This is a genomic window from Pseudoalteromonas sp. c7(2019) (assembly GCF_011378625.1).
Classification (GTDB): Bacteria; Pseudomonadota; Gammaproteobacteria; order Enterobacterales; family Alteromonadaceae; genus Pseudoalteromonas; species Pseudoalteromonas arctica.
Genome location: NZ_WTKS01000006.1, coordinates 20,353 through 34,911 on the forward strand (window position 1 = coordinate 20,353; position 14,559 = coordinate 34,911).

Annotated in this window: 10 protein-coding genes; 4 read left to right on the plus strand and 6 right to left on the minus strand. The window is 38.7% G+C overall.

The genetic code is table 11. The features are described 5' to 3' along the window. Positions 1-104: 104 nt before the first annotated feature. Positions 105-1,295, minus strand: coding sequence for a PQQ-dependent sugar dehydrogenase (locus GQR38_RS08260; RefSeq protein WP_165722987.1), 1,191 nt, complete (start codon positions 1,293-1,295; stop codon positions 105-107). Between GQR38_RS08260 and GQR38_RS08265 the strand changes: the two genes are divergently transcribed. Then, positions 1,280-1,732, plus strand: coding sequence for a hypothetical protein (locus GQR38_RS08265; RefSeq protein ID WP_149592218.1), 453 nt, complete (start codon positions 1,280-1,282; stop codon positions 1,730-1,732). The two genes, GQR38_RS08260 and GQR38_RS08265, sit on opposite strands and share 16 nt — an antisense overlap. A 99-nt stretch (positions 1,733-1,831) precedes the next feature. On the opposite strand, the gene GQR38_RS08270 is transcribed toward GQR38_RS08265, so the two are convergent. From GQR38_RS08270 to GQR38_RS08285, 4 genes are all read right to left on the minus strand, one after another. Beyond that, the gene (locus tag GQR38_RS08270) at positions 1,832-3,031 is read right to left on the minus strand and encodes an Nramp family divalent metal transporter (RefSeq protein WP_165722986.1); all 1,200 of its coding nucleotides are present in this window, start codon (positions 3,029-3,031) and stop codon (positions 1,832-1,834) included. A 457-nt stretch (positions 3,032-3,488) separates the two neighbouring features. Then, positions 3,489-4,751, minus strand: a complete 1,263-nt coding sequence (locus tag GQR38_RS08275; protein ID WP_101217370.1) for a valine--pyruvate transaminase — start codon at positions 4,749-4,751, stop codon at positions 3,489-3,491. A gap of 135 nt (positions 4,752-4,886) precedes the next feature. Further along, the gene (locus tag GQR38_RS08280) at positions 4,887-5,546 is read right to left on the minus strand and encodes a glutathione S-transferase (RefSeq protein WP_165722985.1); all 660 of its coding nucleotides are present in this window, start codon (positions 5,544-5,546) and stop codon (positions 4,887-4,889) included. Between the two features lie 13 nt (positions 5,547-5,559). After that, positions 5,560-7,851 carry a peptidase U32 family protein gene (locus tag GQR38_RS08285; protein ID WP_165722984.1) on the minus strand — a complete coding sequence of 764 codons (2,292 nt, stop codon included), beginning with the start codon at positions 7,849-7,851 and terminating at the stop codon, positions 5,560-5,562. Positions 7,852-8,147: 296 nt separating this feature from the next. Here GQR38_RS08285 and GQR38_RS08290 point away from each other — a divergent pair, with 296 nt between their 5' ends. From GQR38_RS08290 to GQR38_RS08300, 3 genes are all read left to right on the plus strand, one after another. Further along, positions 8,148-9,257, plus strand: coding sequence for an endonuclease/exonuclease/phosphatase family protein (locus GQR38_RS08290; protein WP_165722990.1), 1,110 nt, complete (start codon positions 8,148-8,150; stop codon positions 9,255-9,257). Between the two features lie 229 nt (positions 9,258-9,486). Beyond that, positions 9,487-11,874, plus strand: coding sequence for a GGDEF domain-containing protein (locus GQR38_RS08295; protein WP_165722983.1), 2,388 nt, complete (start codon positions 9,487-9,489; stop codon positions 11,872-11,874). Between the two features lie 189 nt (positions 11,875-12,063). Further along, positions 12,064-12,483 carry an MAPEG family protein gene (locus tag GQR38_RS08300; protein ID WP_101163796.1) on the plus strand — a complete coding sequence of 140 codons (420 nt, stop codon included), beginning with the start codon at positions 12,064-12,066 and terminating at the stop codon, positions 12,481-12,483. Positions 12,484-12,613: 130 nt separating this feature from the next. Here GQR38_RS08300 and GQR38_RS08305 read toward each other — a convergent pair whose 3' ends face one another. After that, positions 12,614-14,461, minus strand: a complete 1,848-nt coding sequence (locus tag GQR38_RS08305) for an ABC transporter ATP-binding protein (protein WP_101163795.1) — start codon at positions 14,459-14,461, stop codon at positions 12,614-12,616. Positions 14,462-14,559: the final 98 nt, after the last annotated feature.

Consider the following 14,559-nt stretch of genomic DNA (forward strand, 5'->3'; position numbering starts at 1 on the left):
AGATCAAAATTTGGCTTCGTACATCAGAACTTAAATTAATAAAATCCGTTTATTCAAGCCGCTACTTACTTTAAAAGCGCAGCGGCTCTTATCCCCTTTGTTAATTAATTTGATGTCATCAACATTAGCTTTGCCTCTTTACCGTCTGTTAATACCGCGACGTTACCTCTATCAGTTATAAACACATCTCTTAACCTGCCTGCGGCCTTGGGAAATACGTGAGACTGCGTAAATTCACCATTGGCCAGATTAACGCTGTAGAGCTTTTTATCAACAAGAGTAGTGATAAGCACATGTTGTTGTAATGAAGGAAAAGCTGCATGTTTAGAGCCGTAATACGCCATGCCTGATGGCGCTATTGATGGCGTCCAATTAACACTTGGTTTTTGCATGCATTTATATTCGGTAAATGGTGAAATACGCGCTTGCGAGTAATCTTTGCCATAGGTGATTACCGGCCAGCCGTAATTAGTCCCAGCGGTTAAGTAGTTTAGCTCGTCACCGCCTGCAGGGCCGTGCTCGTGGCTAACAATTTGCTGCGTATCGTAATCATAAACTAAGCCTTGAGGGTTACGATGACCAAGTGAGTAAACAGCATGTGCATTTAGGTTTTTGTGATTAATAAATGGGTTATCTGTTGGTATGGTGCCATCTAGGTTTATACGTAATATTTTACCAAGTTGGCTGGTGATAACCTGTGCTTGCTCTCTAAAGTCAAAACCATCGCCCGTTGAAACTAATAACGTATTGTCGGGTAGGACAAGGGCGCGTCCTGCGTAATGTTGCGGTGTGTTTTTATCAGTCGCTACTTTATAAATAATGTGTGGCTTTGAAAAGTCAGCGCCATTAAACGTGGCTTTGGCAACAACCAGCCTATTTGCGCTTGCATCACCTTGGGCATAAGTAAAAATAATTTCTTTGGAGTCGTTATAATCTGGTGATAATACAATGTCGAGTAAACCACCTTGGCCTGCAACGTATAAACCTTCTAGGTTTAATTTTACTCTTGATTGCACATTGTTTTTAACTATAACTACGTGACCATCACGCTCTGTAATTAACCATGTGCCGTTTGGTAGTTCAACCATGCTCCACGGAGACTGTAATTGCGTAGCCAGTGTTTTTGTACTGTATTGCTCCTTTGATAACGTAGCATCTGCATTAACAGAAAACGAAAAAAGCGAAAGCAAAGTAAAAAAAGAGATACATTGTTTACGGAGCAAGCCTTTGCTAGCATAACTAGTATAAGAGAAAAGCTTTATTTTAAGTTGAGATAACCATGTCGTTTTTAACACGTATATTGCCTTCATTTTTAGTTTCTTGGTTACTTACATTCACACTTGCTAGCTTGTTTCATAGCCAATACGTTGTCAATCAATTAGTTAATGTAGGTGTAGTGGTGGGCTTTAGTGATCGTGCTAGTTTAACGCTTGATGATTGGTTAGGCCTATTACCTACCTACGGCGCTATTATTGCCGTAGCACTTGCCATCGCTTTTTTTGTTACCGCAAAGCTTAATAAAAAGGTTCAAAAATACAGTACTCAGCTATTTGTTATTGCTGGCATTGTGGCATTTGCTATTGTGTTAATTGCCATTGAATCAATTATGAATATTCATATTATAGCGGGCGCAAGAGGCTGGGGTTTTTATGCTCAACTGCTTGCAGGCGCGGTAGGTGGTTTTGCGTTTTCGCAATTATTTAAAGCAACTAAAAACCAAAAAGCGTGTTAGATGTGTGAATATAAGTACGGCCTATACGTTATTTGGTGATTAATAAAGGCCGCTGTTTATTGTAAACAGCGGCCTTTAAATATGGTTTTTAGAATTTAATCAAAAAATTAAACTAATTAGTTTGTAGCTACTTAGCCCAAAAATTAGGATTAAAACGGGCAGGGTCACCAGGTTTAACACCAAAGAGTTAGTGTAGTTTCCCATAACCCCTTTTTGATTAACCAGCCATACAAGGTAGGTGCTAACAATAGGGAGTAATAACCCGTTAGCCGCTTGCGCGAATATAATCACCGCGACAGGGTCTAAACCGAGTGACGCCACCGCAGCACCAAACAATAAAATAACAATAGCAACGCCTTTAAAACGTGAGTTACCCATATCGTTTGACCAACCTAACATGCCACACACGGCGTAAGCACCTGCAAGTGGCGCTGTAATAGCACTTGTTAAACCTGCAGCAAATAAACCAATAGCAAAAAAGTAATGAGCGGCATCACCAAGCAATGGCTCTAGCTGCACGGCCATATTGGCCGCACTAATTTGCCCCGCATCGGTGCCATAAAATGCAACTGAAGCTGTAGATAAAATAGCTAAAGTGATCACACCGCCTAAAGTGATTGATAGGCCTGTATCAACATTTGTTTGTTTAATCATTTTTTGCATGTCGCTGTTACTGTCGTGTCTAGCAGCGAGTACGCCGGAGTGCAAAAATAAGTTATACGGCACAATGGTAGTACCAACTAAAGCAAGTATGGTTGTAATAGAGCCTTCAGGCATACTAGGAATAAAACCAGCAAATACATCACCCAGTGAAGGCGCTGCCATTACAAGTGTTGAGATAAACACTAAGCTCATTAAAATAACGAGTAAAATTAGCGCGTTTTCAACCACTTTATGTTTACCGCTATACAGTAAAGCTGCACTTAAAAAAGCAATAAGTGGTGTCCATAGTTGGGAGTTAACTTGTGGGAATATTTCAATTAACCCCATGCTAGCGCCACTTAAGTTACCCGCTTCATAAGCTGCACTACCCACACCAATGGCGCTAATGACTAAAAATATAGCTAAAGATTTAAATAAGGGCGTTTGAATATGTGCTCTGAGCGCTTGAGCTAAATCTTGCCCGGTAGCAACGCCAAGGCGCGCCGCCATAGATTGTAATAATATAGTGGCAACTACTGAAAACAGTAATGTCCATATAAGTGCAAAACCAAAGTTTGCACCTGCCACGCTGGCGGTAGTAATGGTCCCTGGTCCAATGAAGGCAGCGGTGACGAGCAGTCCTGGTCCTAATCGCATAATTGACCTTAATAGTGCTATTGCATGTTGCTATTTAAAGTTACATCTAACGTTTAAAACCAATATTTATACGCGATGCCTGTAGTGTTATTGCTGCCACTTTAATTAAGTGCCCTGCAGCGATAATCGCCCCTTGGCTGGTTCTTTTTTAATAAGCATATGTTATACCAATCCGCAATAATACTTAATCAATTTGAGGGATTAAATCTGACGCTAACTGCGTTAAAAATTTCTGATATAGAACAACTAAATAACGAAATTTTTGCCTGGTTATCGACACGATTTTCTCACCTCAGAATAGATCACTTAATTAAGCGAATTGCTATTAAAAAAGGTCGAGTAGGATACCAACTTGTATATAAATTTAAAGGGGATACAGTGCGTTTGCATGAATTTTAAACGTATATATAAGCGAATTAAATGACTGATGCCGATATTAATATCGGCATCAGTATATTTACTTTATTAGGTTTTTAATCGCTTCTAAGCCTTTTTTCAGGGTATCTGCATCGGTAGCATAGTTAATACGAATACACTCGTGCTTGTGCGCCCAGCTGTCGTCAATGCCGATAAAAAAGTTGTGACCTGGGATCACATACACGTCTTGCTCTTTAAGCTTTTGATACAACACCTCGCTTGTCATTTTTGCATCTTTAAACCACAGCCACATAAAAAATGCGCCTTCAACTTTGTGCAAATAAACAGGCAGTTCGGCAAATACTTCATCAAACAACTCAATCGCTATGTGTGCTTTATTACGATAAAAGGGCAGTACAACGTTGCGACACAGTGGGAGTAGTTCGTTGTCGTTAATTAAGCGTGTCACTAAGCTTGGACCAATACTATTTGGCGATAGCACCATGCTGCCATTTACGCGGCCAATTGCTTTAATAATCTCATTGTTTGCAACCACAATACCGCTGCGTAAACCCGGTAGGCCAAGTTTTGAAAGTGACATACATAAAATAATGTTTGAGTTCCACGTTAGATTTGCGTCGGTGTAAATACAACCTGGGAACGGATCGCCGTACGCGTTATCAATAATGAGTGGAATACCATATTGCTTAGCAAGCAAATCAAGGTGTTTTACTTCATCGTCGGTAATTACATTACCTGTTGGGTTGGTAGGGCGTGATACGCACAGCGCGCTTATGCTGCTGTCGTTTGCTAGTACTTTTTCAACTGCTTTAAAATCAATTACGTATTTAAACTGTTTTGATGCACTACCTGTGTTTAAAATTTCGATATCAGGCTTTATGGCAACAAACATATCAGCCGATAAACCTTGATCGGCATAACCTATGTACTCTGGCGCAAGGGGAAATAAAATCTTTTTATGGCTGCCATCCGGCATCTCACCTGCCAACATATTAAACAACACAAAAAAGTTAGCTTGGCTGCCATTACCAAGCGCTACGTTATCGGCACTAATATCCCATGCATACTCTTTACTTAGCTGGCCTGCTAATGCTGCTCTAAACTCGTCGTTACCGGTTGGGCCATCGTAAAGCCCAAATACTTGCGATACCTTGTTACTGGCAACGAGTTTTTGTAATTCACTTAAAAAAACCTCATTTACTTGTGGTACTAGTGCGGGGTTACCGCCACCCAGCATAACAATATTAGGATTGTTGCTGTTTTTAGCACCACCTAAATCTTCCATTAACTGAGTAATGCCATTGGGTTGTGTGAATTTAGTGCCAAAGTTTGAGTAGTTCATAATGCATAGCGTTTGTTAGTAATGGGGAGGGCAGTATAGCGTAAATAAGGGGCTTAAATTCGATGATGAGAATAATTCAATGCTGAGATTTACAGGTAGCTATAGTAATGTAATTTCTCATAAAAAAAGGCTAAATTAAGGTTTTTTAACGCCGTACAAAAACTCTTCGCCGCAGTCCATATACAAATCAAATTTGGTCATAACTTTGGTAAACATGGGGGCGTGCAAAAACTCGTTTAACCATGCGCGTACATGCGTATATTCACTTTGTAAGTACCAGTGTTTATCTACGCGGGCAAACTGTCTAATAAATGGCAGCAGAGCATAGTCGGCTAGGCTTTTTTCATTGCCCATTAGGTATTTATGGGTAGTTAGCTTTGCTTCAAATTGCTTAATAAACTCTTCGCAGGCTTTTTGATAATAAATTTGTGCCATGTCTTTTGTACGAGCATAAAATTTGTACTTTTCAAGCTCGGGTTTAAATTGCGTGTCGTTTAGCTTAATTAATTCAAGCATGCGCTCAAGTGCTAATGGGTCTTGAGTATGCAGTAAATTATGCGGATCGTTTTGCTTTAAAGCCCACAGCATAATATCTAGGCTTTCATCTATAACTTGATTATTCGGCAGCAATAAAACAGGCACCGTACCTTTTGGCGATATTTTCAAAAGATGCGGTGGCTTATTTTTAGTTTTTATAGCGCGTAGAAGCACGTGTTGCTCTGCCATTAAAATACCCATTCGTGCACGCATTGCGTATGGGCAGTGTTGTAATGAATATAATAATGGCAATGTCATTTTAATACTTACCTTAGCTGTTTAAGCCTTCAACATATTGCTGACGTGTTTTTACTTTCACCATGTGATTTAACTGATCAGCTGCTTGTGTTTGCCCGCTAATTAAATCTTGAAAATGCGCAAGTAACACGGCTTTATCGAGTTTTTCTTTATCGCCTGAGCCAATGTCGGTTAAATCAATCATAAACTCGTCAAACTTGTCAGCGTAATCAGTCACAATATCCATATTTAAAAATTGCTCGTGGTTATAAATGCTCGGGTAGCCGCCTTTTTGTTTATCAATGGCAAAGCTAATGCCTTTAACATTGGTAACGGTTGTTTCCTTTTTACAGCTCAGCATACAGCTGGCATCAATACGTGGTTTTTTACAGCCAACGGTTTGCTGGAAAAAACACTGTCGGCTAGTCATCATTAGTATTGGATGATAAATGCTGTACATCATTTTAAAGTTGTTAGGGCGTTTAATATTACGCATTTGTGGTTTGTTTATTTCGTTTGAAATAAACGCGCCTTTTGCGTTTAAATCTTCTTGTAGTGTTAGTAACGCATAAGAGTTTGTAGTGTTTAATAATGGGCCTGCAATCCAGTCAATGCCCATTTTCACTGCTTTAAATGCTACGCCTGTGTTGTTACTAATAATAAGCTTAGGTTTTACAACCTCGAGCAAACGCACTGCTTCTTCAAAATCTTTACCAATTAACACCGCCGGAAACCACGGAATTAACTGCGGGTGTTCTAAAAATACATTTATGTATTTATCGTTATCGGTTCTAAAGCTCTCAGGTAATTTAAAGTAAACGTCACCATCTGTTAAATTACATAAGTGAGCGTCTTTTATGTCCGATATTAAAATAGAAAGTGTAGTTATATTTTCGGCTTTTTCGTGGTTCACTAGTTTAGGTAATTCAACTGGCGCTATAACGTCTTTCCCTTCGTTTAATAAAAAAGCGACTTGCTTTTTAATACGCGCTAGCTCTTTAAACGGAATGCTTAAGTTGTCGCCGAGGTTTGTGTAATCCATATTTTTAATTTCAAAATTGGCATTACTAAACGTTTTAAAGCGCTTATCAATGGCAGCAATATCAACAACTGATTTGTCGGCTATTTGCATAGGCATTTGCGATTGAACTTCAAAGCGTAGAGGCTCTTTTGCGTTTTTATTTGAAAGCGTAATATCGTTTTTATCTTCAATAATTATGTTTACAGTGAATGGCTGATTTAATTGCCCTGTAAATTCTAATGTAAGCTCGCGCTTTGAAATATCTAAAAACTCAATTTTCTTTTTAACTAACGAATCAATTTCACTTTTTTGGGTAGAAAGCTCTTGTTGCGCATCGTAAATTTGCACTACCGAAATCGCGTTGTTTTTTTCGTTAGCGTGATCAAAGCTATGGTCTCGCGGATTGTCGGTAAACATGTTTTTGGTCATGTCGCCGGTTAAAAACTTATTAGTAAAGTTACGGTTAAACACTTTATATAAGCTTGAGTCGTCTTCAATTAAGTTACCGGTTTGTACAAAGGTATCTATTTGCTTGCGCCAGCTGTCAATAACCGTATGTACGTAATTAGCGCCTTTAATGCGGCCCTCTACTTTTAACGAATCAACGCCTGCGGCTACCAGCTCTGGTAAATCAAAATAGGCTGAATTATCTTTTAAGTTTAATGGGTGTTTGTTACCCATTGCCGTTGGCTCGTATTCATCTCGACATGCTTGCGAGCAGCGACCACGGTTACCCGAGTTACCCACACTTACCGAGCTTGAGTAACATTGCCCTGAAAACGCAATACATAATGCGCCATGTACAAATACTTCGGTTAATACGTCGCATTTATGCGCTACGTCGGTCAATATTTTAATTTCAGTTAAGTTAAGCTCGCGCGATAAATTTACACGCGTAGCGCCAATGCGCGCTAAAAATTCAACCTGTGATTCGTTATGCGTAGTTAACTGAGTTGATGCGTGAATATGTAAAGTAGGAAAGTGCTTTTTAACTATATTGAATAACCCTAGGTCTTGCACAATAATGCCGTCGAGCGTGGTATTTACTAGCTGATTTAATAGCTTAAATAGCGCACCCATTTCGTGCTCTAATATAACTACATTTAGCGTTAAAAAAATCTCACAGCCGTATTCATGGGCTAGGCGAAGTGCGCCGTTAAGCTCATCAAACGAAAGATTAGACGCTCGGTTACGTGCATTAAAGGTATCTAACCCACAATAAACCGCATTAGCACCGGCTACAATGGCGGCTTTTACCGCGTTTACATCACCGCCTGGGGCTAATAGTTCAATCTTTCTACTCATGACAACTTCACTTCGCTCATATTTAATTGCCGCGAATTTTATCTGGTTAAGCACGTTAATGCTATTTATTGAGGGATATAATAAGTAGTAAAATAAAAGAGTGTATAAAATTACAATTAAGCTGGCTGATTTATTACGTAAACATGTAATAAAATGATAGTTTATAAGCAAGCAACACTTTCAACTTTACTTAGGCGATACCCATCAGCAATCAAGATCTTAAACAGTTAGATACAGATTTAAACCGTGAAGAATCTGTAATTATTAACACCCAACTAAAAATAGCCACATTTAACCTGTTTAACTATCTTGAGCCACCCAATGCATACTATGAGTTTGAGAAAATTTATACCGCGCAGCAGTGGGCTAAAAAGCAGCGTTGGATTGTTGATTACTTAACAGAGCATACCCCTGATGTGATTGGTTTTCAGGAAGTGTTTAGTATTGATTCGTTAAAAGAGCTAGTGGGCGGGCAAGGCTATAATTACTTTGCAGTAGTTGATACGCCAGAGGTGATTGATGATTTTATTTATAAACGCCCCGTAGTAGCGATTGCCTCTAAATATCCCATAGTTGAGGTAGCAGCGGTTGAACACGATAGTGAGCTTGCAAGTACGCTTGGCCTTAATAGTGAGTTTACTTTTAGTCGTAAGGTATTGAGAGCGACCGTTACTTTGCCGCACATAGGCAATACTGATTGTTATGTGGTGCATTTTAAATCTAAGCGCCCAATGATTAATGTTGATGAACACAACAAAGAGCTAGCGCCCGAGCAAAACATAATTAAGATTTTAAAAGCGAATGTAGCGGGTGGTTGGGGCTCAACTATTCAGCGTGGCAGTGAAGCTACATTGCTAATGATACAAATGATTACTCGCCGCGAAGCTACGCAACAACCCATGCTATTAATGGGGGACTTTAATAATGAACTTGCGGATGGCGTATTAAGCCATTTACTGACGAATACGCTACGCTTTGCGCCTGCATTTGATGCTAAAACCTACCTCGCTAAATATTGTTTAAATGATTCATGGGATTTGTTTGTTAAGTCGCAGTTAAGTAATGATGAGGTTTCTAGCGATGAAGCAATAACAAACGATGAACAAAGTGATTGTGATCGCAGTAACAGCGAGATTCTTGATTCAGCAGATAAAAGCCAAGCAAAAAATATAAACATAACAAAGACAGCACCGTTAAGGCCGCCAACACATTATTATGGCGCGAGCAGCTCTGTGCTTGATTACATTTTATTGTCGTGTGAGTTTGACGCCAGTTACGATGACAGCTTTTTTGAAGTAAGCGCTTATAACACTTACGACAGGCACTTAATAAACCCCGAGTACGAGCGTGATGATTTAACTACCGACCACGGTGTTGTATTGGTTACCCTTAAACTGAGAAGCTAGGTTTTCTCATTTAGTAAGTTACAGCGTACGATTAAGCTAAAAAAGAATTAAGCTGCAATATGCATAATTATGCTAAAATCATAAATTAACAATTACCCATATTGCAGCGAAACTTGACCTGCAGTCTTTATGTGTATATTTTATCGCCAGAATTTTTGCATTAAATTAATAACAAATCACTAAAATGGTAAATATGGAATTTTACACTTACTCGTATCACACGCGAAAGATGGACTTAACTTCGCAAGTACACACTTTCTTCGTAAATCGAATTTATAATTCTAAATTTTTAGTGAAAGCTTTGCTTTTTGCTTTGTTTATTAGCTTAAGTAGCGCTTACGCGCAAGAAACCACCTCATACAGTTTAATCAATGAATCTAATGCAGGGCTGCTAAAAAGAGCCGAATTACTTATGGATACTGACGTTATTACAAGTATCGAACTAAGTAAGGCGTTGTTGTTACAAGCGCAAAGTGCTGATGACACGTTACTCAGCGCGAAGTTACATAACTTGTTAGGTAAAGCGAATAAAAAAAATAACAATATTAATGAATCGCTCCATCACTTTTTGCAATCCTCTGTTTACTACAGCAAATTAAATGATTCACGCAACCAAATAAAGGCATCTATTAATTATATAAATATATTATCAGATGAAAAACGTTATGACGAACTTACTACCCGCATTGAAACTTTATTACCAACAACCCTTGTGTATGGCGATGAGTTTTTTATAGCACAAGTACTCCTAACAAAGGGGGATTCGTTTTATGAACAAAAAAAACACAATGACGCGATCACGCAATATTCATCTGCTTTAAAATACCTTGTAAATAAAGACGAACAAATACAAAAACAGTTAGGTGAAACGTATAAAAAATTAGCTCAGTCGTATAAGCGCCTTGAAAATAGAGAGCAAACAGCTCATTTTTATACCAAAGCTTTAGAGATATATACTAATCTAGATGATTTAAAGTTAATGGCGCGTACATTAAATACACTAGCAGAAGCGCAGCGCTATTTAGACAACTTAGTTTTAGCCCTTGATTACTCCACTCGTGCATTAGAAATACATAAAGAAATTGACGATCCTGTTGGCTTAGCTAAAGCATTATTAGGTGCTGGTATTATTTATCGCCATATCAACCTTTATGAAAAATCACTTAAGCATATAAATGAGGCATATTTATATTATAAAAAAGTAAATAACGTGCTTGGGATTGCTAAAACATCGAATCAAATGGGGCTGCTATACACTCGATTAAAGCAGTTTGATCAGGCCGAGATTTTCTATCAAATAACTATCGATTTGCCAAAAGGTATGGTCGAGGAAAAAACGCTCGCATCAGCTTTAAGAGAAATGGCTGTTATTAACTATGAGTCTGGCGATTTAGTATCAGCGATGCAATATGCTAAAAAAGCTTATGTAACTTATAAAAACAAAAATCTTACATCCTACATTTCTATAACGGCGCGTATTATTGCTAATATTTATCGTGCCCAAGGGAATAAAAACAAGGCTATAAAGTATTACAAAGAGTCGTTGTCGTTCGCCAGAGAAACAGGCAGTAAGCTTTATGAGATAAAGTCGCTAACAGCGCTTGCGGGGATTTTAATTGGTATTGATACAAATGAGGCGATTTCTTTACTAAAAAGGTCACTCGCTTTATCAACCGAAATAGATGATAAGTTACATATGCTATACGCTTATCGTGAAATTCGAATAGCAGAAAAACAGCGTGGACGCTTAGATGAGTCACTTCGTTACGCGGAAGAAGAAATAGCCCTAACCGAAATAATTCAATACGAAAGAGACGAAAGTAAGCTTGCTCTTGAAAAAGCACATTTGCACTTGCATAAAATGGAAGTAGAGCTGGAGACATTAAGAGAAAAAGAAAAACTCCATCAACTTGAGCTTGAAAAGAAAAACAATGAAATTGAAATATCAGGCCAAGCTAGGGTTATATCAGAGCTAGAGCTTGCAAAAAACAAATACGCGAGTATTGCGCTCGCATTTTTATTAGCCGCTTGTTTAGCTATTGTTTTATTGGTTTATCGAAGCTTTATTGCCTCTAAAAAACGTAATGAAGAGTTAGACTATTTGGCCGCGCGAGACCCTTTAACCAATTGTTATAACCGCCGTATTTTATTTGAGATTATGAATCGCGACTTTTTGGATTTACCTCAGATTGAAGAATATTGTATTTTAATGGTCGATATTGACCATTTTAAAAGCGTTAACGATACTTATGGGCATAGCATTGGCGACACCGTACTTTGTGGCGTTGCCAGTCTTTTACAAGCCAATATACGTACGAGCGATAGCGTTGCCCGTTTTGGTGGCGAGGAATTTTGTATTATTTTACCCAACACGACTCAAGAGCAAGCAATACGTATTGCTGAAGCTATTCGTATTAAAGTAGAAAAAGCGATATTTGATGATATTCCTGTTACGTGTAGTTTTGGGGTTACGTCTATTAAATTTAAAGCCAGAACACCTTCTGAGTTAATTGAACAGGCCGATTTAGCACTTTATGAGGCTAAGTCTTTGGGTCGTAATCAAGTTGTGTTGTGGGATTGTGCGTTTGAAGAGTTTAAGCTTTTTAGATCGGAGTAAATCCAGCAGTATACAGCTCAGTTTTGATGTTATTTTTAAAATCATAACAAGTAAATTTTATACAACGCCGTGAGTTACTTACATATGTAATTAGGCTTATTAAATTAACCCTTTAAATATCAGTGTATTAACTTAGGCTTTAAAATTGCATTCTAAGCTAAGTTAAAAAACAAAATAAGGGATTTAGTAATGACTGAAGTTGCACTTTCGGCCTATTTGGCATTTTACCTCTATTTAATTATGTTGCTTGTACAGTGGGCTGTGGCTACGTTTAGCAAAGCTAAAGAGCCAAATGCTGTACCAGGTAAAATTGACGAGGATTTATCGCACGATAGCTTTATATTTAGAGCGCATCGTACGTTTCATAATACGCTTGAAAACAGCGCATTATTTATAGGTACGGTGTTATTTGCGTTTGTAATTAATTATCAAAGCCCGATTTTTGCTATGTGTATTTGGGTGTACTTAATTGCGCGTTTAATTCACATGGTGCTGTACTACGCTATAGCAACAGAGAAAAACCCAAGTCCACGTAGTTATTTCTTTTTAATCGGTGTACTTGCTAATGTGGTTATGCTGATAATGATAGGGTTAAGACTAATCTCTTAATTTATAAAAAAGTTATAAACTCTATTTATAACTTTAAACAAAAAAGCGAAGAGCCTTTAAGGCATCTTCGCTTTTTTGTTTAGGTAGCAGCAGAATATAAACCACGTCTACAGTAAGGTAATATTAATGGCTAATCGACGCCTATAAACCCACCTGTTTGATGTGTCCACAGGGCTGCGTAAATCCCGCCCTTAGCGATTAGTTCTTCATGAGTGCCTTGCTCAACTACGCCGCCGTCATCAAGTACAATTAATCTGTCCATTTGTGCAATGGTTGAGAGCCTATGCGCTATCGCGATTACTGTTTTGCCTGTCATTAAATCATCAAGGCTTGCCTGAATTGCTGCTTCTACTTCTGAGTCGAGTGCGCTGGTGGCTTCGTCGAGTATAAGTATGGGTGCATTTTTAAGTAGCACACGTGCAATAGCAATACGTTGGCGCTGACCGCCCGAAAGAGTAACACCGCGTTCGCCCACTTGAGCATCAAAGCCTTTGTTGCCTTTGCTATCTACCAAGTCGTTTATAAACTCAAGTGCTTTAGCTTGTTTGGTGGCGTTGATCATCTCAGCTTGCGTTGCATCGGGGCGACCATACAAAATGTTGTCTTTTACTGAGCGATGAAGCAGGGAAGTGTCTTGCGTAACCATCGCTATGTAGCGGCGTAGACTTTCTTGGCTTACGTCTGTGATGTTTTGCCCATCAATTTTTATTGTTCCTGAGTCAGTATCGTAAAAACGCAGTAACAAGTTAACAAGTGTTGATTTACCTGCACCAGAGCGACCGACTAAGCCAATTTTTTCGCCAGGTTTAATGTTTAAGTTTAAACCGTTCATTACTGGGCTTCGATTAGTCTCGTTTGCTGCTTTGCCGTAGTTAAAGTGTACGTTGTTAAACTCAATGGCACCTTGGCTTACGTTAAGCGTATCAGCATTTGGTTTATCGGCAACTTCAATAGGGTTAGACAGTGTTTTCATACCATCGGCTACGGTGCCAATGTTTTCGAACAAGCTGCTTATTTCCCACATGATCCACTGCGCCATACCGTTTAATCTAAGCGCTAAACTAACAGCAACTGCAATGGCACCTGCGCTAATTGCACTAAGCGACCATAAATAAAGTGATACAGCGGTAACTGAAAATACTAATAAATAATTTAAGCTTTGAATAACAAAGTTTAGGCTGGTTACCAAGCGCATTTGTTTGTACACAGGCTGTAAAAATACATCCATGCTTTGTTTTGCGTATTGCTCTTCACGCTGGGTATACGAAAACAATTTAATAGTAGAAATATTTGTGTAGCTATCAACAATTCGACCGGTCATTTCTGAGCGCGCATCAGCTTGTGAGCTGGCAATTTTTTTAAGGCGAGGTACAAAATAAAGCTGTACACAAATGTATAAAACTAACCAAACCAGTAAAGGGATCATTAAGCGCCAATCAGCTTCGGCAACTAAAAAGACCATTGAGCCAAAATAAACCACTATGTACATTAATACATCGAGTAGTTTGGTCACTGTTTCGCGAACGGCTAAAGAGGTTTGTAATACTTTGGTGGCTATTCTTCCTGCAAACTCATTTTGATAAAAGCTCACACTTTGGCGCAGTAAATAACGATGCGCTAACCAGCGAATCGACATAGGGTAATTGCCCAGCAATGCTTGGTGCAAAATAGCAGAATGAAAAAATACGACTACGGGCAATACCAGTAAGAGCATGACAGCCATTTTGATAAGTTCTGATTTTTGCTCTACAAACAAGGTTTCGGGTGTGTAGGCCGTTAACCAATCAACAAGCTGCCCCATATAGCTAAATAAAGAAACCTCTAAAATAGCGAGCATGGCGGCACTGATTGACATTAGCACCAACGACAGTTCCATTCCTTTGGTGTAGTGACGACAAAAAGCAAATAAAGTCGAAGGCGGCTGAGTAGGTTGATCCTCAGGAAATGCTTTTGTCATTTTTTCAAATAATCGATACATTTTAAAAACTTAAATGGCAAATAATGGTGGCTATTATACCATTTAAGTATTTTTAAATGCAGGTTTGTAAGGTATTAATTGTGAATATGCTAGAGCGT